This window comes from Anaerococcus hydrogenalis, assembly GCF_002871895.1.
GTDB lineage: Bacteria > Bacillota > Clostridia > Tissierellales > Peptoniphilaceae > Anaerococcus > Anaerococcus hydrogenalis.
In genome coordinates, this window is record NZ_PNHP01000001.1 from 447,656 (window position 1) to 473,117 (window position 25,462).

Consider the following 25,462-nt stretch of genomic DNA (forward strand, 5'->3'; position numbering starts at 1 on the left):
GGAAAAATGATTACAGGTAAAGAAAGATCATATTTAAAATCTTTAGCTCACGATTTAAAGCCTATAATTAATATTGGAAAAAATTCATTAACTGATGAAGTTATAGAAGCAATTGATGAGGCTTTAGAAAAAAGAGAGCTTATAAAGATAAAAATTTTAAATAATAATTTAGATGATAATAACGAAATTGTAGACGAAGCAATTGAAAAACTTAATTGTGAATTTGTTTCTCATTTAGGTAATATTTTTACCATTTATAGGGAAAGCAAAAACAATAAAAAAATCAATTTATAATGAAAATAGGATTGTTTGGTGGTACATTTGATCCAATCCATATAGGACACCTTATTATAATGGAAAATGTGATCAACGCTATGAATTTGGATAAGATATATATTCTTCCAAATTCAAATCCACCACATAAATTACAAAACAAAAAAACAGACATAAAAATAAGACTAAAAATGGTGAGAGAAGCTATTAAAGATAATCATAAAATTGAAATAAATGATTACGATTATAGAAATAATAGTATTCACTACACATATCTAACAATAGATTATTTTAAAAAAACATACCCTGACGATGAGTTTTATTTTATAATAGGAGAAGATTCATTTTTAGATATACAAAAATGGAAGAATTATAAACAAATATTAAAAGAAAACTTGATTGTTTTTAAAAGATACAGCGAAATAAATTCTTCTTTATTATCGGAAATAAATGAAATAAAAAAGTATAATAAAAATATATACTTAATTGATAATATGGCTTTGGATATTTCATCAACTCTTATAAGATCTTTAGTAAAAGATAAAAAGAGTATTAAATATCTAGTAAATGATAAAGTTATTGAAATAATTAATAGGGAGAATTTATATGTTTGATTTTTCTAAGTACAAAGATAAGCTTAAAAATGATATAGGTGAGAAAAGATTTAATCATGTAATAAGGGTTAAAGATATGGCTTTAAAACTAAATAATGGAATAGATGAAAAAAAAGTTGAAACTGCAGCTCTCTTACATGATTGTGCTAAATACAATGAAGAATATTTTTTAGAAAAATACGAGGATGATTGTGATTTTTCTAATGAAATTATCACAAATAAAGCAGTTCTTCATTCCTTTTTAGGACCAATAGTTGCTAAGTATGAATATGGAATTGAAGATATAGAAATTTTAAATGCAATTAAATATCATACAACTGGAAGAGAAAATATGACTGACTTAGAAAAAATTATATTTTTAGCTGATGCATGTGAAGAAAAACGAGACTATAAAGGTGTTGAAAAATTAAGAAAACTAGCTTTTGAAAACTTAGACGATGCAGTTTTATTTAGTTTAGATGAAACTATAAAGTCACTTATAGATAGGAAAAATATAATTTTTCCTCTAACAATAAAAGCTAGAAATTATTTATTAAGGAAGAAAAATGGGTAAATTAGATATAATAGTTAAAACTTTAGAAGATAAGCAAGCTTATGATGTAAAGGTTATTGATTTAGAAAATAAATCATCAGTTGCAGACTATTTTGTATTAGCAACAGGAAATTCCATAAATCAAAATAAAGCTTTGCTTGAATATATTGAAGAAAATCTAAAAAAAGAAGGATTTGATGTTTTATCAGTTGAAGGATTAAGAGAAGGAAATTGGATACTCATGGATTGTGGAGATATAATTGTCCATATTTTTACATCAAACCAAAGAGAGTTTTATAATATTGAAGATTTATGGGAGTCATAAATTATAATTGATTGAGGTTTTGTATGGATGCTGACAAAAAAGATAAGCTTATAATAGCTTTGATAATTGGAATTGTTATTATTTTGTCTAGAAATTTTGTAAATAACCAAAAAAAAGATGAACTTGTATTTGAAAATACAAGTTCATCAGTTTCTATTGAAGCTAATCAATTAAGCAATAAAGAAACAAGAGAAAAAATAGAAAACAATAATACAACTATGAAAGTACATATAAGCGGAGAGATTAACAAACCTGGTGTTTACGATATTAAAGATAACTACAGACTTGAAGACTTAGTTAATGATGCAGGTGGTCTTACAAATAATGCCGATATAAATAAAATTAATTTGGCAATGAAGTTAGAAGATCAAATGCACATAATAATTCCAAATAAAAACAATCAAGAAAATAACCAAACACAAGATCAATTAGTCACACCTACTAATACAAATGAAAATAAGAAAATCAATATAAATAGTGCAGACAAAAATTCTCTTATGACACTTCCAAACATAGGAGATAAAAGAGCAGAAGCTATAATTGAATATAGACAAAGAAATAAATTTAATAAAATTGATGATATAAAAAATGTGTCTGGAATTGGGGATAAATATTTTGAAGCAATGAAAGATATGATAGTAGTAGATTGAGGAGAAAATATGAAATTATCAACTAGAGGTAGGTATGGACTTAGGGCTATACATTATTTAGCAGAAAATGAAGATAATGGATATATTTCAGTTTCTGATATTTCTAATACTTTAAAGCTACCTGAAAATTACTTAGAACAATTAATAAGAATATTAAAAAAAAATAATTTGGTTATATCGGCTAGAGGAGCAAAGGGAGGATATAAGCTCTCTAGATCCGCTAGTGATATAACAGTTGGTGATGTTTTAAGATCCTTAGAAGGAGAAATGACCTCAAGCCAATGTGTTGCTGATAGAAATAATTGCAATAATGAAGAGTGTGAAGCTTATTATGTTTTTGCAAAAATTGATGACGCTATTAACAATGCTGTTAATTCTATCACCATAAAAGATATGGTAAATGAAAAACTATAATTAGGAGAATTTTATGAGAAAACTTGGAATGAACGAACTAAGAAAAGAATATTTGAATTTTTTTGGATCAAAAAAAAATCATACAGTATTAAAATCTTTTTCACTAATACCTGAAGATGATGATTCCTTACTTTTAATTAATGCAGGTATGGCACCACTAAAAAAATATTTTACAGGCGAAAAGAAAATGAAAAACAACAGGGCTACTTCATCACAAAGATGTATTAGAACTGGTGATATTGAAAGGGTAGGAATAACTGAAAGACATGGAACTTTCTTTGAAATGCTTGGTAATTTTTCTTTTGGTGATTATTTTAAAAGAGAGGCTATACACTGGGCTTATGAATTTTTAACTGAAAACCTTGAAATTGACAAGGACCTATTGTGGGTATCAGTATATGAAAATGATGATGAAGCATATAAAATTTGGAATGAAGAAATAGGACTTTCAAAAGATAGAATTTTAAGATTTGGAAAAGAAGATAATTTTTGGGAACTTGAAGTAGGACCATGTGGACCAGACTCTGAAATTTTTGTTGATAGAGGAGTAGAAAAGGCGATAGATGAAAATGATAATAAGCCAGGAAATGACGATTCAGATCGTTTTATGGAAGTATGGAATCTAGTTTTCACCCAATTTAATAAAAATATAAATAAAGAATATACACCACTTCTCCATCCAAACATTGATACAGGTATGGGTCTTGAAAGAATGGCTATGGTATTGCAAAACAAAGATAATATTTTTGAAATAGATGTAAACCAAAATATTATAAGAGAAATAGAAGAATTATCGAATAAAAAATATAAAGAAAATAAAAAGGATGACATTTCAATAAGAGTGATAGCAGATCATGCTAAGGCAATGACCTTTATGGTATCAGATGGAATTCAACCATCTAATGAAAAAAGAGGTTATGTACTAAGAAGACTTATAAGAAGAGCTTTTAGACATGGAAAATTATTAGGAATTGAAGGTGAATTCTTATCTTCAGTTATTGATTGTGTTATTGACTCATATAAAGATGAGTATGATGAGTTAGTTGACAGAAAAGATAAAATTGTAAGTGTAATTAAAAAAGAAGAAGCTAATTTCCAAAATACTATAGATAGTGGTCTAGATATTTTAAATGAATATATTAAAGATTTAAAGGAAAATAATAAAGACACATTAAATGGTGAAGATGCTTTTAAATTATATGATACCTATGGTTTTCCGCTTGATTTAACAAAAGAAATTCTTACAGAAAATAATTTGAAAGTAGATACAAAAGAATTCGATAAACAAATGGAAAATCAAAGAAATCTAGCAAGAAATGCAAGAAAGTCAGATGCTGGTTGGTCTTTGGATTCAATAAACATTGATGAATTTGATAAGACTGAGTTTGTTGGTTATGATGACTTAGAAGTTAAGGCAAATATAATAGGGTTATTTGATGATAAAGAAAAAGTTAGCTTTATAAAAGAAGGCAATAAGGGTATAGTTATAAGTGATAAGACTTCTTTTTATGCTGAAGGTGGTGGACAAGTAGCTGACACTGGATTGATTATTACTGGCAGTGCAAAAGCTAAAGTCTATAATGTTCAAAAGAAAAATGAAATAATTATTCATTATGTGGAAGTTATTGATGGTGATTTAAACTTAGCTAAAGCTGACTTTATAGTTGATAAAGAAAGAAGGCTTGATATTACCAGAAATCACACCGCAACACATTTGCTTGACCAAGCTTTAAGAAACATCTTAAATGAAGATGTAAAACAAGCAGGATCTTTGGTAGATGAAGAAAAACTTAGATTTGATTTTACCTATCCTAATGCTTTAAGCGATGATGAAATTGAAAAAATCGAAAATGAAATTAATGAAAAAATCAGACAACAATTAAAAGTTAAAAAAGAAATCATGCCATATAAAGAATCTGAAAAATTAGGAGCTATTGGCTTATTTGAAGATAAATATAAAGATATGGTAAGAGTAGTTTCTATTGATGACTATTCAATTGAATTATGTGGAGGTTGTCATGTTAATAATTCTTCTGAAGTATTAATGTTCAAAATTCTACAAGAATCTTCAGCTGCTTCTGGAATAAGAAGAATTGAAGCAATTACTGGTAGAAAAGTTTATGAGTATCTTAATAGTAATTTAGGATTAATTAATGTAGTTTCAAAAGTTTTAAAAACAAATCCTAAAAACATTTTATCAAAAGCTGAATCATTAAATGAAGAAATTAAAAATCTTAAATTAGATATTCAAAAATTAAAAGAATTTAATGAAAAAGATGTATACAAAGATATTGAAAATGAAGTTCAAGATGCTAAAGGAATTAAACTACTAGTTCATAAATTTGAGAATGAAGATCTTGATACTCTAAGAAACTTTGAAGAAAGAATTAAAGAAAAATATAAGGATCTAATTGTTGTATTTGCTACTGTAAATAATGATAAGATTGTATTTACAGCCTCAGTTTCAGATTCTCTAACAAATCGTTATAATGCAGGAAAGATAGTTAAAGAAGTAAGTAAAATAACAGGTGGAAATGGCGGAGGAAAGAAGAACTTTGCTCAAGCAGGAGGTAAAGACATCTCTAAATTAGATGAAGCTTTAAAAAAAGTCTATGAATTAATATAAGGAGAAATTATGTCAGACAAAAATTTCAACGAAACTATGCGTTTTAATCCGCAAGATGAAAAGGAAGTTGATATAAGAGAAGTTCTAACAAAAGTATACAAAGCTTTAGAAGACAAAGGTTATAAACCTACAAATCAAATAATAGGATACCTAATAAGTGGAGATCCTACTTATATAACTGGTCATAACAATGCTAGAAAATTAATTAGACAAATTGATAGAGATACCATACTTGAAGAAATATTAAACTATTATATAAATGAGTAGAATAATGGGACTAGACTTGGGTGATAAAACAATAGGAGTTGCATTAAGTGATCCATTTTTTATCACCGCCCAAGCCTATTTGACAATAAAAAGAAAAAAAACTAGTTTAGATATTAAAAAATTAGTAGATATTATAAAGGAAAAAGAAGTTAATTTAATAATTATTGGTTTGCCAAAAAATATGAATAACACCTTAGGACCTCAAGCCATGAAGGTGATTTCTTTTGTTGATTTACTAAAAAAAGAAACTGATATTGATATTAAATACCAGGATGAAAGAATGACTACCATACAATCAGATAAAGTTTTGATGGATATGAGTGTCAAACGCGAAAATAGAAAAAAATATATAGACAAAATTGCCGCATCTTTTATTTTACAAACCTATTTAGATGGGAGAAGTAATGGATAAGATAATTTTAACCGATGATAATAATAAAGAAGTCGAATTTAATATAATAGATACATTCGGAGTAGACGACAAAGACTATGCAGCATTGGAACCTATAGATGAAGATTTTATATTGATTTTAGAAATGATAAAAGATAAAGATTCTATTAGTTTTAAGGCTATTAGCAATGATAGAGAGTTTGATGAAATAGCTAAAATATATGAGGATATGAAAGAAGATAAGAATGAACATTGAACAATTAAAAAAAGTATTTGAAAAAAATGGTCATAAATTTACTAAGCAAAGACAAATAATATTCAATGCTCTTAAAAATTCTAATTCAAAGCATTTAACACCAGAAGAGCTTTTTTCCATAGTTCATAAAGACAATAAACAAGTTGGTATTGCTACGGTTTATAGAACATTAAATATTTTTGAAGACTTAGGAATAGTTAATAAACAAGAGTTTACAGATTCTGTAAACACCTACGAGCTAATAGGTCCAAAAGATGATCATCACGATCATTTAATTTGTACTAACTGTGGAAAAATTGTAGAAGAAAAAATATTGGATAATGATGAGCTAGCAAAAACATTAAAAGATAAATATAATTTTGAGCTAGATTATTATTCTCTAAGAATTTATGGTATTTGCTCCGAATGTGAAGATAATTTAAGGAGTAAAAATGAGAACGCAAAATAAATTAAAAGTCATCCCATTGGGTGGACTTGGAGAAATAGGTAAAAACTGCACAGTTGTAGAATATAAAAATGAAATGATTATGATTGACTGTGGATTGACATTTCCTGATGAGGACATGCTAGGTGTAGATATAGTAATACCAGATTTTACTTATATTGAAGAAAACAAGGATAAATTAAAAGGGATTTTTATAACACATGGTCATGAAGATCATATAGGAGCTATAACTTATCTATTAAAATTAATAGATACAAATGTATATTGCTCTAAACTTACAAAAGGTCTATTAGAAAATAAGTTTAAAGAACACGGACTTAATCCAAATAGGCTAAAGATGGTAAATGTAAATAATACAGTAAAAGTTGGTGATTTAAGCGCTGAATTTATTAGAGTCAGCCATTCAATTCCAGATTCATGTGCAATAGCTGTAAAATCTCCAATTGGTACAATTTTATTTACAGGCGATTTTAAAATGGATTTTACACCTATAGATGGAGAACCTACAGATATTCAAAAACTTGCTGCACTTGGAAAAAAGGGTCTATTGTGCCTATTTTCTGATTCAACAAATGTTGAAATTGAGGGCAGCTCAATGAGTGAGAAAAAAGTAGGTGAAACTTTTATAAATTTATTTGGCCAAGCACCAGGAAGAATTGTTGTTGCAACATTTGCATCTAACCTTCATAGGGTTCAACAGGTAATTTATGCTGCTGAAAAATATAACAAAAAAGTAGCCTTATCAGGAAGATCTATGCTTAATAACGTAAAAATAGCTTCTTCTTTAGGATATATTAAAATAAGGTCTAATACAATAATAGATATAAAAAATCTAAAAGACTATTCTGATGATCAAATAGTTATACTATCTACAGGAACACAAGGTGAACCTTTATCAGCACTTACAAGAATGGCTAATAATGAACACAAACAGGTTCATTTAAATTCTTCCGACACTGTTATTTTATCTTCTTCAGCAATACCTGGAAATGAAATGTCAATTAATAATACTATTAATAACTTAACTAAAATAGGTTGTAATATTATTTATAATTCATTAGCAAAAGTTCATGCTTCAGGACATGCTTGCCAAGAAGAGATAAAATTAATGCACCAACTAACAACACCAAAATATTTTATACCTGCCCATGGTGAACCAAGACAATTAAAAAAACATAAAGAAATAGCAATGGATATGGGAATGAACGAAGATAATGTATTAGTAGGTCAAAATGGTGATATCTTTGAATTTACTAAAAGAGGTGCAAGAATAAATGGTAAGGTTCAAGCTGGTAATGTCTTAGTTGATGGTTCAGGCATTGGTGATGTTGGTAATATTGTTTTAAAAGATAGAAAACACTTATCAGAAGATGGTTTGTTAGTAGTAAGTTTAACTATAGAAAAACATACCCAAAAAGTTCTATCAAATCCTGAAATAGTTTCAAGAGGATTTATCTATGTTAAAGAAAATCAAGATTTAATAGAAAATTCTAAAGATATTGTTATTAGAACAATGAAAAAATGTCAAAAGAAAGACATACATGCAATAAGTCAAATAAAATATCAAATTAGGGAATCACTTAAATCTTATATTTATAATCAAACTGGAAGAGATCCAATGATTTTACCAGTTCTTACAGAAGTAGAAAATAATGAATATTAATTATAATCATATAGTTGATTATTTAAATAATATTTATGTCGATGAAGATTTTGTCGAATTAAGAAATTTTGGAATTGAAAATAATATTCCTATTATGAAATTAGAAACTAAAGAATTTTTAAAAAGCTTGATTATAATTCAAAAACCAAAAAATATTTTAGAAATAGGTTCTGCTATTGGCTATTCTTCTCTGCTTTTTTCAAAATATACAGGTGCAAATATAACTACAATAGAAAAAAGTGAAAAAATGTGTGAAATAGCTAAATCTAATTTTAAAAAATATGGTAAAGATATAAATATAATAAATATGGATGCAAAAAAAGCCTTGAATAATATTAATCAAGGCTTTGATTTTGTCTTCATTGATGCAAATAAGTCACAATATAAATATTATTTTGATAAATCAATTAGTTTATTAAATAAAAATGGGATTATAGTTTGTGATAATATCCTTTTTAGAGGTGAAATTGCAAATGATAATATTGTAAATAAAAGAGATATAACTATAGTTAAAAACTTGAGAAAATTTTTATCTTATATTACAGATTTAGACGAATATATTACTAGTATAATACCAATTGGTGACGGTATTAGTTTAAGTACAAGGAGAATTGATGAGAGATAAAGTTGAATTATTAGCACCAGCAGGTGATATGGAAAGACTAAAAACTGCAATTAAATTTGGAGCAGATGCTGTATATATGGCAGGAAATAATTTTGGTCTTAGAAAAAACTCTAAAAATTTTGATGAAAATGAATTAAAAGAAGCAGTAGATTATGCTCATAAAAATAATGTTAGGTGTCATGTAACTATGAATATAGTACCACATGACAAAGATTTAGAAGGCATAATTGATTATATTAAATATTTAGAAAAAATAGGAGTAGATGCTTTAATCATTTCTGATCCTGGAATATTTAATATAGCAAAAGAAAACTCAAATATTGACCTTCATATTTCAACTCAAGCTTCTGTTACAAATTCACATACTATTAATTTTTGGTATAAACTTGGAGCTAAAAGAGTTATTCTTGCAAGAGAATTATCACTTGAAGAGATAATTGAAATTAGAAAAAATGTTCCAAAAGATTTAGAAATTGAATGCTTTATTCACGGAGCTATGTGCATATCATATTCTGGAAGGTGTCTATTAAGCAATTACATGACAGGAAGGGATGCGAACAGAGGAGATTGTGCCCATGCATGTAGGTGGAAATATTCTATTCAAGAAGAAAAAAGACCTGGTGAGTATTATCCAATAGGTGAAGATGAAAATGGAACCTTTATAATGAATTCAAAAGATCTTTGCCTAATTGATGAAATTGATAAATTAATAGAGGCGGGAATAAATTCTTTTAAAATTGAAGGAAGAATGAAAACTGTATTTTATGTTGCTACAGTTATCAGAAGCTATAGACAAGCCATCGATGCTTATTATAATGATTCTTTTGATGAAAAAGTAGCTAAAAAATATTTAGATGAAATTAAAAAAGCTAGTCATAGACATTTTACAAAGGGATTTTTCTATAAAAAGGCTGACTCAGATTCACAAATTTATGAAAATTCATCATATATTAGGGGATATGATTTTATAGCTGTTGTTTTAGATTATGATAAAGAAAACAAAATTGCAAAGCTTGAAGAAAGAAACAAATTTATTCTAGGAGATGAAGTAGAAATCTTTGGAAATAGTCCGGAATTTATTAAATTTAAAATTGATAATATGAAAGATTCAAATGGTTCAGATATAGAAGTAGCAAATAAAGCTAAACAAATTGTTTATATAAAAATTGACCATGAACTTGAAAAAGGCGATATAATAAGACGTAAAATTGAAGAATAAATCTAAAATAGCCTCATGAATAAAATCATGAGGCTAAAGTTTATTAATTATCTTTTGAAGGATTTTCAGATATATCTGTTCTAGTTCTTCTAGCTTCTGCACCAACATTTGAGTTTTCATCAGCTTCGTCAGATATACTTCTTAAATTTTCTTGATCAGCATGATCTTTTTTATCTAAAGATTCGCCACCTTCATTTTTATTAGCTTCTCTAGTTTTTTTGTCGAGTTCTTTGTCTCCTCTGTATTGATTTTCATTTGTAATATTTTTTTCTTCAGACATTTTTTACTCCTTTTTAATTTAAAAATTAGAATCTAGTTTAATTATACCCTTTCGTCTTTAATTTAACCAATATAATTATTTATCTATTCTTTTTTAAATTTAAAAAAGAATTTACTTTTTAAATTTTATGATAATATGGTAAAATAAGGTGTACAAATAGATAGGAGTGTTTATGACAAAAAAAATTCTTAAAATAAAAACAAATAATAACTTGCCAGAATATAAAACAAAGTATTCAGCAGGTATGGATATATATTCCTCAAATAAAAATGATATTATAATAAAACCAGGAGAGATAGCAAAAATTGAAACAGGATTGCATATAGAAATTCCTGAAGGATTTTTTGCTGCTATTTATCCTAGATCTTCAACAGGTGTTAAAAGACAATTAATGCTTGCTAATTCAACTGGAATTATTGATAGTGATTATAGGGGAGAAATAAAATTATTCTTTTATAATTTTGGTAATGACATACAAACTATAAAAAATGGTGAGAGACTTGCCCAAATGGTTATCCAACCTTATGAAAAGGTACAAATAGAAAAAGTTGATGAACTTTGTGAAAGTGAAAGAGGAGAAGGTGGAATCGGTTCAACCGGAAAATAATGAGAAGACGTAAAAAAAATAATACTTTCTTAAAATTATATAGAAAAAATAAATATAATCTAATTTTATTGGTTTTTGTAATAGTTATTGGCCTTTTTTTATTCTCTAAAGCTTTAGATTTTTTATCAAATAGAAATCTATCTTCATATGATAATGAAATAATTGTCGTAAAAAATAATGATAACGAGATTGATTCCTTAAGTCTTAAAGAATTACGAAAATTAGGATCAACTGAAAGTAAAGTTACATTAGAAAATGGTGAAGAATTTACTTTGACAGGTGTAGCTATAGAAAAAATACTAAAAAAAGAAAAAATTAATCCTAATCTTAATAATGTAGTTGAATTTTCAGACCAAAAAGGGAACAAAACAAGTTTGAGTATGGAAACTGCCTTAGAGGTGAATAGGGTTATATTAGTATATAAAATTGATTCTAAACCTAATATTGAATATAATAAAAAATTGGGTGTTTTATTTGCTTTAGATAAACAAGATAAAGATTCAGGTAAATGGATTAGAAATATACAAACAATTAATATTAAATAACTCATGGTTTTTCATGGGTTATTTTTTTAACTTTATATTTTTCTATAATATTTTTAAATTCTTGGATACAAGTTTATTATAATATTATGATTTCATAAAGTTGGTGAAAATATTTAATTAAAGAAAATTTAAATAATATTGAAATTTATAAGCTCCTTAAACAAATGACTTGATGAATAATAATTTAATCAAGACTTAATACCTGCCAGTAGACTAGATTTTATAGAAATAATAAGATATATCCTTTTATAAATGTTTTTTAAAATATAAATATATATAAGGGATTGACAATCAAGTATTATGTATACAATAATTTTGTAGTAAGAACTGAGATAAAAGTAAAATAACTTTTTTATGTTTTTTTAAAAAATTAAATTTTAAGCAAGAGTTCTAAATTACTATATTTATGGTACAATATAAGATGTTAAGTGAAGATTTTAAGGATGTGATTATATGGACCAAGAGTTTAAATACGAAAAATTAACACCTATGTTAAGGCATTATGTAGATGTAAAAAATGATTTTAAGGATTCTTTGCTTCTTTATAGGGTCGGGGATTTTTATGAGGCTTTTTTTACTGATGCTATAACTATCAGCAAGACCTTACAGCTTGCTTTAACAGGAAAAGAATGTGGTCATGATAAAAGAGCTCCTATGTGTGGAGTTCCTCATCATGTAATTGATACTTACATTAATAAATTGGTCAAGAACGGATATAAAGTTGCTCTTTGTGATCAAGTTGAAGATCCTAAAAAAGCAAAGGGTTTAGTGAAAAGAGCTATTACTAGGGTTATTAGTCCAGGTACTGTTGTAGATTTAGAATCTTTGGATAAGAAAGATAATAATTTTCTATTGTCAATTTTTGAGAATAAGTTTGGTATAGGGGCATGTTTTGCTGACATATCTACTGGAAAATTGATGACTTTTGAAATAAAAAGTGATAAAGATTCTAGTGCAAATAAATTAATTAATGAGATTGAAAAAATATCTCCATCCGAAATTATTATAAATTCTAATTTTACAAATAAAAAAGTTTTGGATTATTTAGACCTAAATAAGGAAACATTAATAAATAAAATTGATGAAACAGATAGTTATAAGTCTTTAAGTAAAAATGTATTTAAGCATTTAGGTGAGAGAAATTTTGAAAAGGTTAAAAACTTAAGAATATCCTTAATAGCTATTTCAAATTTACTTGATTATATTTATAGATATCATAAAAATAATCTAGCTCATTTAAATGAGATTGAAATTCTTGAAATTTCTTCTTATATGCAACTTGATGCTAATACAAGAAGAAATTTAGAACTTCATACTAATATAGATAAAAAAGGTAAGGAAAATTCTTTATTCAAATTAATTGATAAGGCTGATACAGTTATGGGTTCAAGACTTTTAAATGAATGGCTTGAAAGACCTTTAATTGATAAAGAAAAAATAGAAAAAAGATTAGATTTAGTTGAATATTTTTATTTGAATACTGATATATCTCATAAGATTTCTTTTTATCTTGATGACATATATGATCTTGAAAGAATTATCGGAAAAATTTCTTATCAAAGGGCTAATGCTAGAGATTTCATTTCCTTAAAAACTTCATTAAGAAATATCCCAGAATTTAAGAAATATCTTTCTAAATTAGATAATAAAGATATAGTAAGTTTTTCTAAAAACATACCTGATGTCTCAAATATTTATGAAATTTTAGATAAGTCTATAATTAATGATCCACCTATTGTAATTACTGAAGGTGGAATTATAAAAGAAGGATTTAATGATGACCTAGATAAGTTAAAAGAGTCATCAATATCTGCTGAAAAAGACTTAATAAATTATGAAAAAGATGAGAAAGAAAAAACAGGAATTAGTAAGTTAAAAATAAATTATAATAAAAATAATGGATATTCAATTGAAGTAACAAAGGCAAATACACACCTTGTTCCAGATTATTATATAAGAAAACAAACCTTAAAAAACCAGGAAAGATATACTACAGAAAAGCTTGAAGAACTATCAAATTTAATTCTTGGTTCCAGTGATAAGATTAATGAATTGGAATATAAAATCTTTGGAGAAATTCGTGAATTTATTTTAGATAATACCAAAAAACTTCAATACTTGTCTAAACTAATTTCGATAATAGACTCATTAAACTCTCTTGCAAAACTTGCATTGGAAAATAATTATAAAAAACCTAAAATTACCACCGATAATATCATAAAAATTAAAGATGGAAGACATCCTGTAATTGAAAAAAATTTGAAAGAAAATGAATTTATAGCAAATGATACTGATATCGGTGAGGATGATAATTTAATTCAAATCATTACAGGACCAAATATGGCTGGAAAATCAACTTATATGAGACAGATGGCAATTATTATTATTCTTGCTCAAATGGGATCTTTTGTCCCTTGTCAAAGTGCAAGTATTTCGGTTTGTGATAAGGTATTTACAAGAATTGGAGCTAGTGATAATATTTCAAAAGGTGAATCAACATTTATGCTTGAAATGAATGAAGTTAGTAATATTTTGAAAAATTCTACAGAAAATTCCTTTATAATTTTAGATGAAGTTGGTAGGGGAACAAGCTCTGATGATGGTTTATCTATTGCTATGAGTCTTGTTGATTATTTAAGTAAGAAAAAAAGAGCAAAAACTGTCTTTGCTACACATTTTCATGAGCTTACCATACTTGAAAATAAGCTTGATAATGTAGTTAATCTAAAGATAGATATTTTGGAAGAAGATAATAACTTGGTATTTTTAAGAAAAATATCCAAAGGTAAAACTGATAGGTCTTATGGTATTGAGGTTGCAAAACTATCAGGTTTACCAGATGAACTTATTGAAAACGCTAAAATTTTTATGGATAAACTAGATGAAGATGACAGGGTATTTAAAAATAGCACAAATATTGTAAATAATACTATTGACGATATATATAAGATAAAGGTGGATAAGTTAAAAGAAAATATTGATTCTATAAATATTAATGAGCTTACACCTCTTGAAGCTATAAATGTTTTAAGCAAGCTTATTGAAAATATTAAGGAGATATGATGAAAATCATAGAATTAGATGAAAAAACTATCGAACAAATTGCAGCAGGAGAAGTCATAGAATCTCCTGTTTCTATTATTAAAGAGTTAGTTGAAAACTCAATTGATGCAGATGCAAAAAATATAATAGTTGAAATAAAAAATGGCGGGAAATCATATATTAGAGTTACAGATGATGGTGTCGGAATTGAAGAAGATGATTTTATACGTGCTTTTAAAAGACATGCTACTTCAAAAATTAAAGATTTTTCAGACCTTTATAGGATATTTTCTTTAGGTTTTAGGGGAGAAGCCCTTTCATCAATTATTTCTTGTGCTGATGTTAAGGCTGTTTCTAAAACAGAAAATCAAGATATAGGTAAGAAATTAGAATTTAAAAACGGAAAAATAGAATCAATAAAATCTATTGCTACTAATAATGGGACTAGCATAGAAGTATTTAATCTATTTTCAAATATACCTGTAAGAAAAAAATTTTTGGGTTCAGATATAAATGAATCAAATAAAATTTCTAAAATAATTCAAGCCTTAGCCTTAGGTTACGATAATATTTCTTTCAAATTTATCAAGGATAACAGGTTAGTTTTTCAAACATTGGAAAATGATAGCTTAAAAGATAAAATTATAAATCTTATTGATGAAAATCTAAAGGATAATATTTTAAAAATAAAAGCTAAAAATTCTTTGTATGATATAAGTGGTTATATTTCAAATACAAACTATTATAGGGGAAATAGGTCTTTTCAATATATTTTTGTCAATAATAGGTTGATTGAAAATAGTAATATTAGTAAAGCTATTGAAAATAGGTATAAATCTTCAATTCCAAGTCAAAGATATCCTGCTTTTTTCTTATTTATTAAAACAAATACAAATAATATTGATGTAAATATTCACCCAAATAAAAAAGAAATAAAATTTACCTATGAAGATAATCTAATAGAACTTTTAGAAGATAATGTATCAAAAGTATTATATGAAAATTCTGATTTTAAAAAAGTAAAAGTGCCAGAGGATCAAAAGGAAGAATTAAACTTTTACGATGACTATGCTGAGGTATTAAACTTATATAATAAGGTAAATGAAGAAAAAACTTCTTACGAGAAAGAGAATATTGATGATAAAAGTATTAGTGATCCCCATGATGATTTTTTTGAAGTAGAAGAGCTAAATTTCATAGAAAAAGAAGAAAAAAAGAAAGCCTCCAAAGAATTAGAAGATAAGAGAAACAAAAATTTCATTGATACTAAAAATTTGTTATATAAGACTAGCATCTTTAATCGTTATTCTTTATTCATAAATTCAGATAAAATCCTCTTATTAGACCATAGAAGGTCAGATCAAAGGATAAAGTTTGATGAATTCATTGAAAGTTTTGATAAAAATCAAATAAATTCACAGCAATTGTTAGAGGCTAAAATTATAAAAGTCAGCCTTGAAGAATATAATAAATATTTAGAAAAAAAAGATGTTTTCAAAAAACTAGGCTTTGAAATAGATACTTTTTCCTTTGATAAATTGATAATAAGGTCTGTACCTCTTGTCTTTGATAATCCAGAAAATCTTGAGTTTTTCTATAATTTACTAGATATAGATGATTCAAATGAAAGTTTATTTAAAGAAAAAATTTCTTCTTTAATAAATAAGAATACCTTTAGAAAAGGTGATAAAATTGATGAATCAGAGGCTTATGCTACTATAGATAAATTAAATAAATCTGAAAATCCATATAAAACATACGATGGTAAGCCTACTATAATTACAATAGATGAAAATGAATTGGAGAAATATTTTGACAGATAAAGTTTTGATTATAACAGGTCCTACTGCAAGTGGTAAAAGTGATATAGCAATAAATTTAGCTAAAGAGTTTGATGGCGAAATTATTTCTGCCGATAGCCAACAATTATATAAGGAAATGGATATTGGAACAAATAAAATAAAATCTAAAGAGATGGGTGGTATCAAACATTATGGTCTGGATTTAAAATACCCTTACCAAGACTATTCAGTAAGTGAATTTAAAGATTTAGCAAGGGATTTGATCAAGGATATAAATTCAAGGGATAAACTTCCGATAATTGCTGGTGGAACTGGATTTTATATAGATTCTATAATTTTTGATATGAATTATGGAAAATATAAAAAAGATGAGAATTTGAGAAAAAAATTAGAAAACGAAGCAAAAACTTATGGGAATAGTTATATTTATGAAAAATTATTAAAAATTGATCCAGTAGCAGCAGAAAAATATCACCCAAACGAAATTCAAAGAATAGTAAGAGCTATAGAAACTTATGAACTAAGTGGAAAAAAGCCTAGCCAAATAAGAAAAGGTGAAAAAAAGCTGAATAAAGAAATCAATCCCTTATTATTTTTTATAAACTACGATGACAGGGCGATTCTTTATGAAAAAATCAACAAAAGAGTTGACTTAATGTTTGATCAAGGATTAGAAAGAGAATTTAGAGATGTAGTTAAAAAATATTCTTTGAGTAAAAATTCTAAATCTCTTCAAGCAATAGGTTACAAAGAATTTTTCCCTTATATTGAAGGAGAATACTCAAGGGAAATTTTATTAGATGAAATCAAAAAAAATACTAGGCGTTATGCTAAAAGGCAAATAACATGGATGAAAAAATACTTAGCTTATGATTTCTCTTATCCTATTTATAGGGATAAGATTTCAGATGAAGAAAATTTATCATATATTACAAACTTAACAAAGGAGACTTATGATTTATAATAAATTTTATAATATAGATGAAAATATTGAAGAATATGTAGAAAAAATTGATATAAGTTTAGAAAACAGATTTAAAAAACTTGATAAAATTAGTGAATACAACCAAATTAAGGTTTTAAAAGCTTTTAATGAAAACAACCTTTCTAGTATACATTTTAATTCTGCAACTGGGTACGGCTATGCAGATATAGGAAGAGATGTTGTCGAATCAATTTTTTCATCAATTTTTAAATCGGAAGATTCTTTAGTCAGACCAAATATAGTTTCTGGAACCCATGCCATATCCTTGGTTTTATTTTCTCTTTTAAATTATGGCGATAAAATACTATCAATTAATGGAGATCCTTATGATACTTTACAGCAAGTTATAGGTATCGAAGGAAATAAAAAAGGTAATTTAATATCTAAGGGTATTAAATATGACAAAATAGACTTAAAAAATGATCAAGAGATCCAATACGACAAAATTAAAGATAAGTTAAAAAATGATATAAAGTTAGTTATGATTCAAAGATCTACTGGATATACAAATAGGAGAGCTTTTAGTATAGAAGAAATTGAAAGAGCTATTAAAGCTATTCGTGAGGTAAATGAAGATGTAATTATATTTGTAGATAATTGCTATGGAGAATTTACTGAAACTAAAGAACCTATAGAAATTGGGGCAGATATTATTGCTGGATCATTAATAAAAAATCTCGGTGGGGGAATTGCCCTTACTGGTGGTTATATTTCTGGAAAAAAAGATTTGGTAGAATACTGCTCTAATACATTGACAGCACCAGGAATAGGTAAAGATGAGGGGCTAAGTTTTGGAACTACAAGAGGTGTTTTACAAGGTCTGTATTATTCAAGCAAAACAACAATAGAATCAATAAAGGTAGCCTTATTATTTGCAAAAGCCTTTGATAATTTAGGTTTTGAAATAATTCCAACAATGGATGATCCAAGAAGTGATATAGTTCAAGCTATAAAACTAAAATCTAGTGAAAGACTGGAATTATTTGCTAAAGCAATACAAGAATCATGTAGTGTTGATTGTAATCTAACACCAATTGCAGATGATATGCCCGGATATGAAGATAAGGTAATAATGTCATCAGGAGGTTTTGTGGAAGGTGCTACTTCAGAATTATCTTGTGACGGACCTCTTAGAAAGCCATACACAGTTTATCTTCAAGGTGGATTGAATAAATTTCATGGTAAGTTAGCTCTAATGAAAGTATTAGAAAAATATATAGATAATAAAGTTTTAGACCAAAAGTCTTTAAAAATAAATTCTTAAAAATAAGCTCCAAAATTGGGGCTTATATTTTTAAATTTGATAAAGGATTTTTATTTACAGCTCTTTTTAAATCTTCATTATCCAAGTGAGTGTAAATTTGAGTAGTTGAAACACTTTCATGACCTAAAACATCCTTCAAAGCTCTTATATCAACATTTCCATATTTATACATAAGGGTTGCTGCTGTATGTCTTAATTTGTGAGTGGAGTAGACCCTTGTATCAAATCCTGCCTTTTTCAAATATTTATCAACGGTAGATTGAACAGCCCTGTTAGATATTCTTTTTTTTCTTGTAGAAATAAATAGGGCATCAATTTTAATATCTTTTAAATAATTTTTTCTAATCATAATGTAATTATCTATTAAATCTATACAATTTTTGGTAAGATATATGGTTCTTTCTTTATTTCCTTTACCTATTATTGTAAAATGATCATCTTTAATATCCTTTAAATCTACACTAACAAGTTCTGATAAACGCATACCAGTTGTAAGAAAGGTAAAAACAATTGCCATGTCTCTATTTCTTAAAAACTCATTTTTTTCCTCATTTATTGTATCTAATAAGTGTTCGGTTTCGCTTAAGGTAAGGTATACTGGTTGTCTTTTTTGTATTTTTGGATTTCTTAATTTTTCTGTTATATTATTATCAATTATTTCAATTTCTTGGTGCAAATACTTATAAAATGACCTTAAAGCTGAAATTTTTCTAGATCTAGTAGAAGCGTTGTCGTTTAATTCATTATCTAAATATGATATATAAGAATACATATCTTGAATATTAATATCACTAATAAAGGATTTATTAAATATTTTATTGATATTAATTTTTTCATCTTCAATATCCTTATTTAAATTTTCCTTATCATTAAAGTAGACTTTTCTTAAAATTTGATAATAAATAAAGTTAATAAGATCGTATCGATACTCACTAATAGTTTTTTCAGATAAGGCTCTGATTGACTTTAAATAAGATAAGTAATCATCTAAAATTAATGGTGTTGTAATACTCATAAAATCTCCTAACTAACTTAACTATAGTTAATTTTAACATAAAAAGAAAAAAATATCAATCATTGCACAAAATTATTATTTTGTGCAATGATTTTTCCGTTAATATATCACTCCCCAAGACTATATTCTTATCCTGGTTTTAATTTTATAAAATAAGCCATATTAATTCTTTTTATAAATCTAAATAAGAAAACTGATAAAATTTGCAAAATTATACTCCATTAATCAAATCTCAAAAATCAATAAATTTTACAAGGCTCTAATTTACGATTTAAGCGATTTTATATTTTCACTAATACAATTGCATTAATGAAATTATTTATTTTTTTATATTAATTTATAATAAAAAAAATCGCATGCTATATTTCACGCATACGATTTATAAAGTCTTATCTTGCTCCAACTAACCTATAATATCTAACAGGATATTTAGTATCTCCCATTCTACCTTTTCTTTGAGTTATTGAAACTCCATAATCTGCATAGTTACAGTGAATTATTCTATTTCTATCTAGGATAAATCCTGTATGGCCGCCTGCACCAAGTGATTTTCCAGGTACTCCAGCTACAAATATATCACCATATCTAATTTCATTTTCAGATATTTGTTTTAAAATTTGTCCTCTTCTACCTAATTCAAATAATGTTTCAGTATTTCCATTAGGAGTATTTTTAGAAATAAAACCACCATGTTTCATAGCTCTATAAACAGCAGAAGAACAGTCAGCATATCCTATTTGATTTCTCTTTTGCCAATCCATACTATATTCATAGTGGAAGTTCATAGCTTGTTTCATCCATCCAATAGCTACATCCAAATCTCTTACTGGAGTATAATTGCTAGAGACTAAGTATCCTTTACCAGTATTATCGAAAGAATATAGGTGTTTGTTTACATAAACTTTGTAACCTTTTGAAATTCCATTATAGGTAAGGTGGTAATAATGGTTACCAATTTTGTGAATACCATATAATACACTACCGTTTGAATCTGTTCTGAAATCTTTACCAGCAACATTTACCCATGAATTTCTAGCTAATTGAACAGTATTATTGCTAAATTTATTATAAGCTTTACCATTACTTAAATATGAGGTTAAAATTTTAACTTCAGGTTTTCTCGTTAAATCTAAAGATTTAAATATTTTACCATTTGAATCAGTTGAATATTCATAATTTCCTATAACTGTTCTAGTATTAGATCTTTTATTTATTGATCCGCTGCTGTCAGAGGCATAAATATAATTATTTTCCTTAAAAATTTTATTTTTTTCTAATTTTCCTAAAATAGAATCAAATGAGTAAACTTTATTTTCAATTACAAATATTCCTTTATTAAGCTTACCTTGGCTATCGGTATGATAGTCATCACTATTAACCCTTATCCATCTATTTATAATAGGTGACATAATTCCATTTGATTTAATAATATAGGCACCAATATTTGTGATGATTTTTGTATTTGTTCTTAATTTTCCACCATTTGTAAAATAATATTTATTAGATCCAATTTTATATATTCCATCACCAATAAAGTTTCCATTTGGATCGGTATAATATCTGTCATTACCTTTATTTACCCAGGAATTTTTAGGATATGATTTTTTTGCTTGTCTAGAATAAGTGGAAGCAGAGGTTTGGCTTTGCTTATATTTAGGTAAAACACTTTTATCTATAACATTTAATACAGAGCTAACATAGTTATGTGCTGTAGCATATCCTGCATTTTTTATTCTTTGTACTTGTTCTTTATAGTCTTTTGCACTACTTACTCCGTATCTAGAATAATAAGGACCACTTAATAATTGTAAGTATTGTCTAATACTTTCTTCATAGGTGTTAAATCTTCTAAACTCGGCCTTAACTTTTACATATTTACCATTTATATATTCATAAGTATCGTAAAGATCACCTTTTCCTTGACCTTTTTCATTGTTAGGTACTTTAACTCCAAAAATATTCTTACTTTGTTTAGAAAGTATTGATTGTCCCCAGCCAGACTCAAGAATAGCTTGTCCCATCATTACTTCTGGGAAGATATTATATTGTTTTGCTAATTCAGCATGGCTTTGTAGCATTGTCAAAAATTCATCTTTTGTATTATACGTATTTATATAATTGTTTGCTGGACTATAAGATCTAGATTGATAACTAGAGACACTTCTAAAGCTTGCAGCATTTACTTCAGGAGAAAGATCAAGTTCATTCTCATCATTATTTTCTATTTGATTAGAATTATCATCTTCAACTTTATTAATATTTGTTGATTCAACCTTATCGGAGATATTATTACTATTTATTTTTGAGGTTTTATTATCTAGATTAGAATCCTTTTTATCACTATCATCTTCTTCAGTTTTATTAATAGAATTTTTACTAAGATTAGAATTAACACTTTCTTGAGTATTTTCGTTATTCAAATCCTCATTTGTTTTAGCATTACTTTCGTCAGTTTCTTCTAATTTTTGATCCTTACTATTATTATCCTTATTAACTTGTTCTTTATTTTCTGAATACTTTTCATATACTTCATAAACCTTATCTTGGTATTCTGAGTCATCAGCCAAAGAAATACTACTAGTGGCAATAGTAGTTGTTAAGGCTATGAAAGATGAAAGTATAAATTTAGATTTTTTTATTGTCATATATATCCTTTCAAAATAAAAATATTAGCTAATAAATTAAATTATTAGCTAAATGATTTTATTATTTTCTTTTTTTACCTGCAAATAAAGCTAAACTTGAAGAACCTAATGTAAGAAGTACAGATGATAATGAACCTACTCCTGTTTGAACGTTATCTGTGTTTGATTTGATAACTGTTTTTTGAGATGGCTTATTAGATTCTTTATTAGAAACTATTTTTTTATCATCATTTTTTTCTACATTTGTTTCTTTTACTACTTTTTTCTTTAATACATTTATTTGTATATAATTTATAGCAGATTTAACTTCAGCTAGGTCTTTATCTTTTAAATCACCTTTAAGTAAAAATGCTTCTAAGTTTGTTATTTTTGTCTTTGCAGCCTTTACAGATTCTTCACTCCAAGTTCCATCATTAACTAAAGCTTTGATATTATTTATTTCACTAGCAATTTCACTTTTTAATTTTTTAGAATCTTGATCATCACCTTGTCCTGGAACTGTTTGAGATTTAGGTTTATTTTGATTTTTTTGAACACTATTGTTTGTTTCTGTGTCAGTTTCTGTATTTTCTTTTTTAGAATTTGTAGTTGTATCTTCAGATTCTTTTTTTTCTTTATTTTTATCAGTTACTTTATCTTTATTTTCGTTTTTAGTTTCTTTTTGTTTTTTTTCTTCTTTATCAGATTGTGAAGGTTTAATCACAGCGTTACCTTGATTATTATCTGCAGATTTAGAATTATCTTCTGTTTTCTCAGTATCTTTTTGATTTTCTACTTTTTTATCTGGTTGAGAAGATTGAGACCCAGCGCTTTCAGCTGGGTTTTCTTTATTATTACCTTTATTTATATTATTTTGTTTTTCTTCATCTTTATTATTAGAATCCTCAGGAGAATCTATAGGTACTACTTTAGTTGCTTCTTCTACTTGTTTTTCAGCTATATCTTTATTAGAAGTATTTAACTCAGAATTACTTTTATTTGTTTCTGGAGTATTTTCTATACCTTTATTATTTGCACCTAACTTTTCTAATGCCTTAGTAATTGATTTTTGTTCTTCTGATTTTGTTTCTGATGGATCGACAATAGCATTTTTTACTTCATTTATATTTTTTTCGGAATCAGCATTTGAATTGCCAATATAGCATCCACTCGCTAATAGTAAAACCAAGGCCCCGCTTGTAATTTTTGTAATGTTCTTGTTTTTATTTTGTTTCATATTTTCACTCCTCAGTATTGTTATTATTGCTTATATATGTTAATTATATAGATTAAATCTGATAATGTCAAGGCTTTGATTAGTATTTTCATTTATAATAAACAGAAATAAATTTGACACTTTTTTGTAACAAAAAAGAGAGGTCCCCCTCTCTTTTACTTAGCATATTCAATTGCTTTTGACTCTCTTATTACATTAACTTTTATTTGACCAGGATATTCTAATTCATTTTCAATTTTTTGTGCAATTTCTCTAGCAATTACAACCATTTGATCATCTGATATCTTTTCAGGTTTTATCATCACCCTTAATTCCCTTCCTGCTTGTACAGCAAAAGTTTTTTCGATTCCATCAAATGAATTAGCTATTTCTTCTAGGTTTTCCAACCTTTTAATGTAATTTTCTAAGCTTTCTCTTCTTGCCCCAGGTCTTGCTGCTGATATAGCATCTGATGCTTGCACTAAAATTGCCGCTATGCAATTTGCTTCCACATCTCCGTGATGAGATTGTATACAGTTTATTACGTTTTTATTCTCACCATATTTTTTTGCAGCCTCAACTCCAATTGATATATGAGTACCTTCAACCTCATGGTCAATGGCTTTTCCTATATCATGGAGTAATCCACCTCTTTTAGCATCTTTTTCATCAAGACCTAATTCTTGAGCAAGCATTCCTGCAATTTTTGCAACTTCTATGGAATGTTTTAAAACATTTTGTCCATAAGAAGTTCTAAATTTAAGTTTTCCTACAAGTCTTACAAGTTGAGGATGAAGGTTGTGTATTCCCAATTCCTCAATAGCGCTTTGTCCATCTTCAATTATTCTTTGTTCAACTTCATCTTCTGCCTTTATTAACATTTCTTCGATTCTTGAAGGATTAATTCTTCCATCAAGTATCAATCTTTCTAATGCAACTTTAGCAATTTCTCTTCTGATTGGTTCGAATGCAGATATTACTACAGCTTCTGGTGTATCATCAATAATCAAATCTGTTCCTGATAACTGTTCAAAAGCTCTTATGTTCCTACCTTCTCTCCCAATAATACGACCTTTCATTTCATCACTTGGTAATGATACTACAGTAACAGTGCTTTCTGCTACCTCATCGGCCGCATATCTTTGAATTGTTGTTGCTATGATTTCTGAAGCTAATTTTTTGCTTTCATTTTTTGTTTTTTCTTCAAATTCTTTGATAATCTTAGCTTGTTCATGAACAACATCATTCTTTAAGCTTTGAAGTAAAATATCTTTGGCCTCACTTGTTGTAAGACCTGCAATATCTTGTAACTTCAATTCTTGTTCTTCGATAAGTTTCTCAATTCTGTCTTCTTTTTGTTTTAACTTTTTTTGGTCACTAGAGATTTCGTCAGATTTCTTATCTAATAATAAGGATCTTTTATCTAGACTTTCTTCTTTCTTTAAAAGATGACCTTCCTTAGTAGCAAGTTCATTATTTTTTTTGTTTATTTCTAGCTCACTTTCTAGTTTTCGTTTAGAAATTTCATCTTTTGCACTTATGAGTGCATCTTTTTTTAGGGATTCAGCATCCCTATTCGCTTCATCAATAATTCTTGCAGATAATTCTTCTGCAGAAGAAATTTTTGATTCACCTATTTTCTTTCTACAAAGATAGCCTATAAAAAAAGCTAATATTATGAAGGCGACAGATAGAATAATTTGATTTAAATTCATAGTATCACCTCCTATTTTTTGGATTTACATCCTGTAATTAATTATATCATAAATCTATAATTATACG

The 25,462-nt window shown here is 26.9% G+C and carries 25 protein-coding genes; 20 read left to right on the forward strand and 5 right to left on the reverse strand.

The window, feature by feature from the left end; genetic code table 11:
- Positions 1 to 6: 6 nt before the first annotated feature.
- From yhbY to CJ192_RS02290, 14 genes are read left to right on the forward strand one after another with little or no spacing between them, the layout of a single operon-like run.
- Positions 7 to 294 carry a ribosome assembly RNA-binding protein YhbY gene (gene yhbY, locus CJ192_RS02225; protein WP_004813402.1) on the forward strand — a complete coding sequence of 96 codons (288 nt, stop codon included), beginning with the start codon at positions 7 to 9 and terminating at the stop codon, positions 292 to 294.
- Complete coding sequence (nadD, locus tag CJ192_RS02230) at positions 294 to 887, forward strand: nicotinate (nicotinamide) nucleotide adenylyltransferase (protein ID WP_102197602.1); 594 nt, start codon at positions 294 to 296, stop codon at positions 885 to 887. Before yhbY ends, nadD begins: the two co-directional genes overlap by 1 nt.
- Entirely contained in the window at positions 880 to 1,440 is a 561-nt protein-coding gene (yqeK, locus tag CJ192_RS02235) for a bis(5'-nucleosyl)-tetraphosphatase (symmetrical) YqeK (RefSeq protein ID WP_004816843.1), read from the forward strand. The genes nadD and yqeK overlap by 8 nt, the downstream gene beginning before the upstream one ends.
- Positions 1,433 to 1,744: a ribosome silencing factor gene (gene rsfS / locus CJ192_RS02240; RefSeq protein ID WP_004816576.1), complete on the forward strand. Its 312-nt coding sequence runs from the start codon at positions 1,433 to 1,435 to the stop codon at positions 1,742 to 1,744. Before yqeK ends, rsfS begins: the two co-directional genes overlap by 8 nt.
- A 23-nt stretch (positions 1,745 to 1,767) precedes the next feature.
- On the forward strand, positions 1,768 to 2,394 hold the full coding sequence (locus CJ192_RS02245; protein WP_102197603.1) for a helix-hairpin-helix domain-containing protein: 627 nt from the start codon (positions 1,768 to 1,770) through the stop codon (positions 2,392 to 2,394).
- 9 nt (positions 2,395 to 2,403) lie between these two features.
- Positions 2,404 to 2,808, forward strand: coding sequence for an RrF2 family transcriptional regulator (locus CJ192_RS02250; RefSeq protein WP_102197604.1), 405 nt, complete (start codon positions 2,404 to 2,406; stop codon positions 2,806 to 2,808).
- Between the two features lie 13 nt (positions 2,809 to 2,821).
- Entirely contained in the window at positions 2,822 to 5,434 is a 2,613-nt protein-coding gene (gene alaS / locus CJ192_RS02255; protein ID WP_102197605.1) for an alanine--tRNA ligase, read from the forward strand.
- Positions 5,435 to 5,443: 9 nt separating this feature from the next.
- Positions 5,444 to 5,701: an IreB family regulatory phosphoprotein gene (locus CJ192_RS02260; protein ID WP_004816402.1), complete on the forward strand. Its 258-nt coding sequence runs from the start codon at positions 5,444 to 5,446 to the stop codon at positions 5,699 to 5,701.
- A complete protein-coding gene (gene ruvX / locus CJ192_RS02265) occupies positions 5,694 to 6,113 on the forward strand; it encodes a Holliday junction resolvase RuvX (protein WP_102197606.1) in 420 nt (139 codons plus the stop codon). Before CJ192_RS02260 ends, ruvX begins: the two co-directional genes overlap by 8 nt.
- Positions 6,106 to 6,348, forward strand: coding sequence for a DUF1292 domain-containing protein (locus tag CJ192_RS02270; RefSeq protein ID WP_004816373.1), 243 nt, complete (start codon positions 6,106 to 6,108; stop codon positions 6,346 to 6,348). Before ruvX ends, CJ192_RS02270 begins: the two co-directional genes overlap by 8 nt.
- Complete coding sequence (locus CJ192_RS02275; protein WP_004813382.1) at positions 6,338 to 6,796, forward strand: Fur family transcriptional regulator; 459 nt, start codon at positions 6,338 to 6,340, stop codon at positions 6,794 to 6,796. Before CJ192_RS02270 ends, CJ192_RS02275 begins: the two co-directional genes overlap by 11 nt.
- Positions 6,780 to 8,456, forward strand: a complete 1,677-nt coding sequence (locus CJ192_RS02280; RefSeq protein ID WP_102197607.1) for a ribonuclease J — start codon at positions 6,780 to 6,782, stop codon at positions 8,454 to 8,456. The genes CJ192_RS02275 and CJ192_RS02280 overlap by 17 nt, the downstream gene beginning before the upstream one ends.
- On the forward strand, positions 8,446 to 9,081 hold the full coding sequence (locus CJ192_RS02285; protein WP_102197608.1) for an O-methyltransferase: 636 nt from the start codon (positions 8,446 to 8,448) through the stop codon (positions 9,079 to 9,081). Before CJ192_RS02280 ends, CJ192_RS02285 begins: the two co-directional genes overlap by 11 nt.
- Complete coding sequence (locus CJ192_RS02290) at positions 9,071 to 10,300, forward strand: peptidase U32 family protein (RefSeq protein WP_102197609.1); 1,230 nt, start codon at positions 9,071 to 9,073, stop codon at positions 10,298 to 10,300. Before CJ192_RS02285 ends, CJ192_RS02290 begins: the two co-directional genes overlap by 11 nt.
- 43 nt (positions 10,301 to 10,343) lie before the next feature.
- Here CJ192_RS02290 and CJ192_RS02295 read toward each other — a convergent pair whose 3' ends face one another.
- Positions 10,344 to 10,580 carry an elastin-binding protein EbpS gene (locus CJ192_RS02295; RefSeq protein ID WP_102197610.1) on the reverse strand — a complete coding sequence of 79 codons (237 nt, stop codon included), beginning with the start codon at positions 10,578 to 10,580 and terminating at the stop codon, positions 10,344 to 10,346.
- A gap of 172 nt (positions 10,581 to 10,752) precedes the next feature.
- On the opposite strand from CJ192_RS02295, the gene dut reads away from it, so the two are divergent.
- The 6 genes from dut (at position 10,753) to CJ192_RS02325 (ending at position 18,825) form a co-directional block, all read left to right on the forward strand.
- Positions 10,753 to 11,187, forward strand: a complete 435-nt coding sequence (dut, locus tag CJ192_RS02300) for a dUTP diphosphatase (protein WP_102197611.1) — start codon at positions 10,753 to 10,755, stop codon at positions 11,185 to 11,187.
- Entirely contained in the window at positions 11,187 to 11,732 is a 546-nt protein-coding gene (locus tag CJ192_RS02305) for an oxidoreductase (protein WP_102197612.1), read from the forward strand. The genes dut and CJ192_RS02305 overlap by 1 nt, the downstream gene beginning before the upstream one ends.
- Positions 11,733 to 12,185: 453 nt before the next feature.
- Complete coding sequence (gene mutS / locus CJ192_RS02310) at positions 12,186 to 14,795, forward strand: DNA mismatch repair protein MutS (protein ID WP_102197613.1); 2,610 nt, start codon at positions 12,186 to 12,188, stop codon at positions 14,793 to 14,795.
- Positions 14,792 to 16,597: a DNA mismatch repair endonuclease MutL gene (gene mutL, locus CJ192_RS02315; RefSeq protein WP_102197614.1), complete on the forward strand. Its 1,806-nt coding sequence runs from the start codon at positions 14,792 to 14,794 to the stop codon at positions 16,595 to 16,597. Before mutS ends, mutL begins: the two co-directional genes overlap by 4 nt.
- Positions 16,587 to 17,540 carry a tRNA (adenosine(37)-N6)-dimethylallyltransferase MiaA gene (gene miaA, locus CJ192_RS02320; protein ID WP_102197615.1) on the forward strand — a complete coding sequence of 318 codons (954 nt, stop codon included), beginning with the start codon at positions 16,587 to 16,589 and terminating at the stop codon, positions 17,538 to 17,540. Before mutL ends, miaA begins: the two co-directional genes overlap by 11 nt.
- A complete protein-coding gene (locus CJ192_RS02325; RefSeq protein ID WP_102197616.1) occupies positions 17,530 to 18,825 on the forward strand; it encodes a methionine gamma-lyase family protein in 1,296 nt (431 codons plus the stop codon). The genes miaA and CJ192_RS02325 overlap by 11 nt, the downstream gene beginning before the upstream one ends.
- A 22-nt stretch (positions 18,826 to 18,847) precedes the next feature.
- Here CJ192_RS02325 and CJ192_RS02330 read toward each other — a convergent pair whose 3' ends face one another.
- From CJ192_RS02330 to rny, 4 genes are all read right to left on the reverse strand, one after another.
- Positions 18,848 to 19,840 carry a tyrosine recombinase XerC gene (locus CJ192_RS02330; RefSeq protein WP_102197617.1) on the reverse strand — a complete coding sequence of 331 codons (993 nt, stop codon included), beginning with the start codon at positions 19,838 to 19,840 and terminating at the stop codon, positions 18,848 to 18,850.
- 389 nt (positions 19,841 to 20,229) lie between these two features.
- Entirely contained in the window at positions 20,230 to 22,485 is a 2,256-nt protein-coding gene (locus CJ192_RS02335) for a glucosaminidase domain-containing protein (RefSeq protein ID WP_102197618.1), read from the reverse strand.
- A gap of 61 nt (positions 22,486 to 22,546) precedes the next feature.
- Positions 22,547 to 23,701, reverse strand: a complete 1,155-nt coding sequence (locus tag CJ192_RS02340; RefSeq protein ID WP_102197619.1) for a hypothetical protein — start codon at positions 23,699 to 23,701, stop codon at positions 22,547 to 22,549.
- Between the two features lie 155 nt (positions 23,702 to 23,856).
- Positions 23,857 to 25,395, reverse strand: a complete 1,539-nt coding sequence (gene rny / locus CJ192_RS02345; protein ID WP_102197620.1) for a ribonuclease Y — start codon at positions 25,393 to 25,395, stop codon at positions 23,857 to 23,859.
- Positions 25,396 to 25,462: the final 67 nt, after the last annotated feature.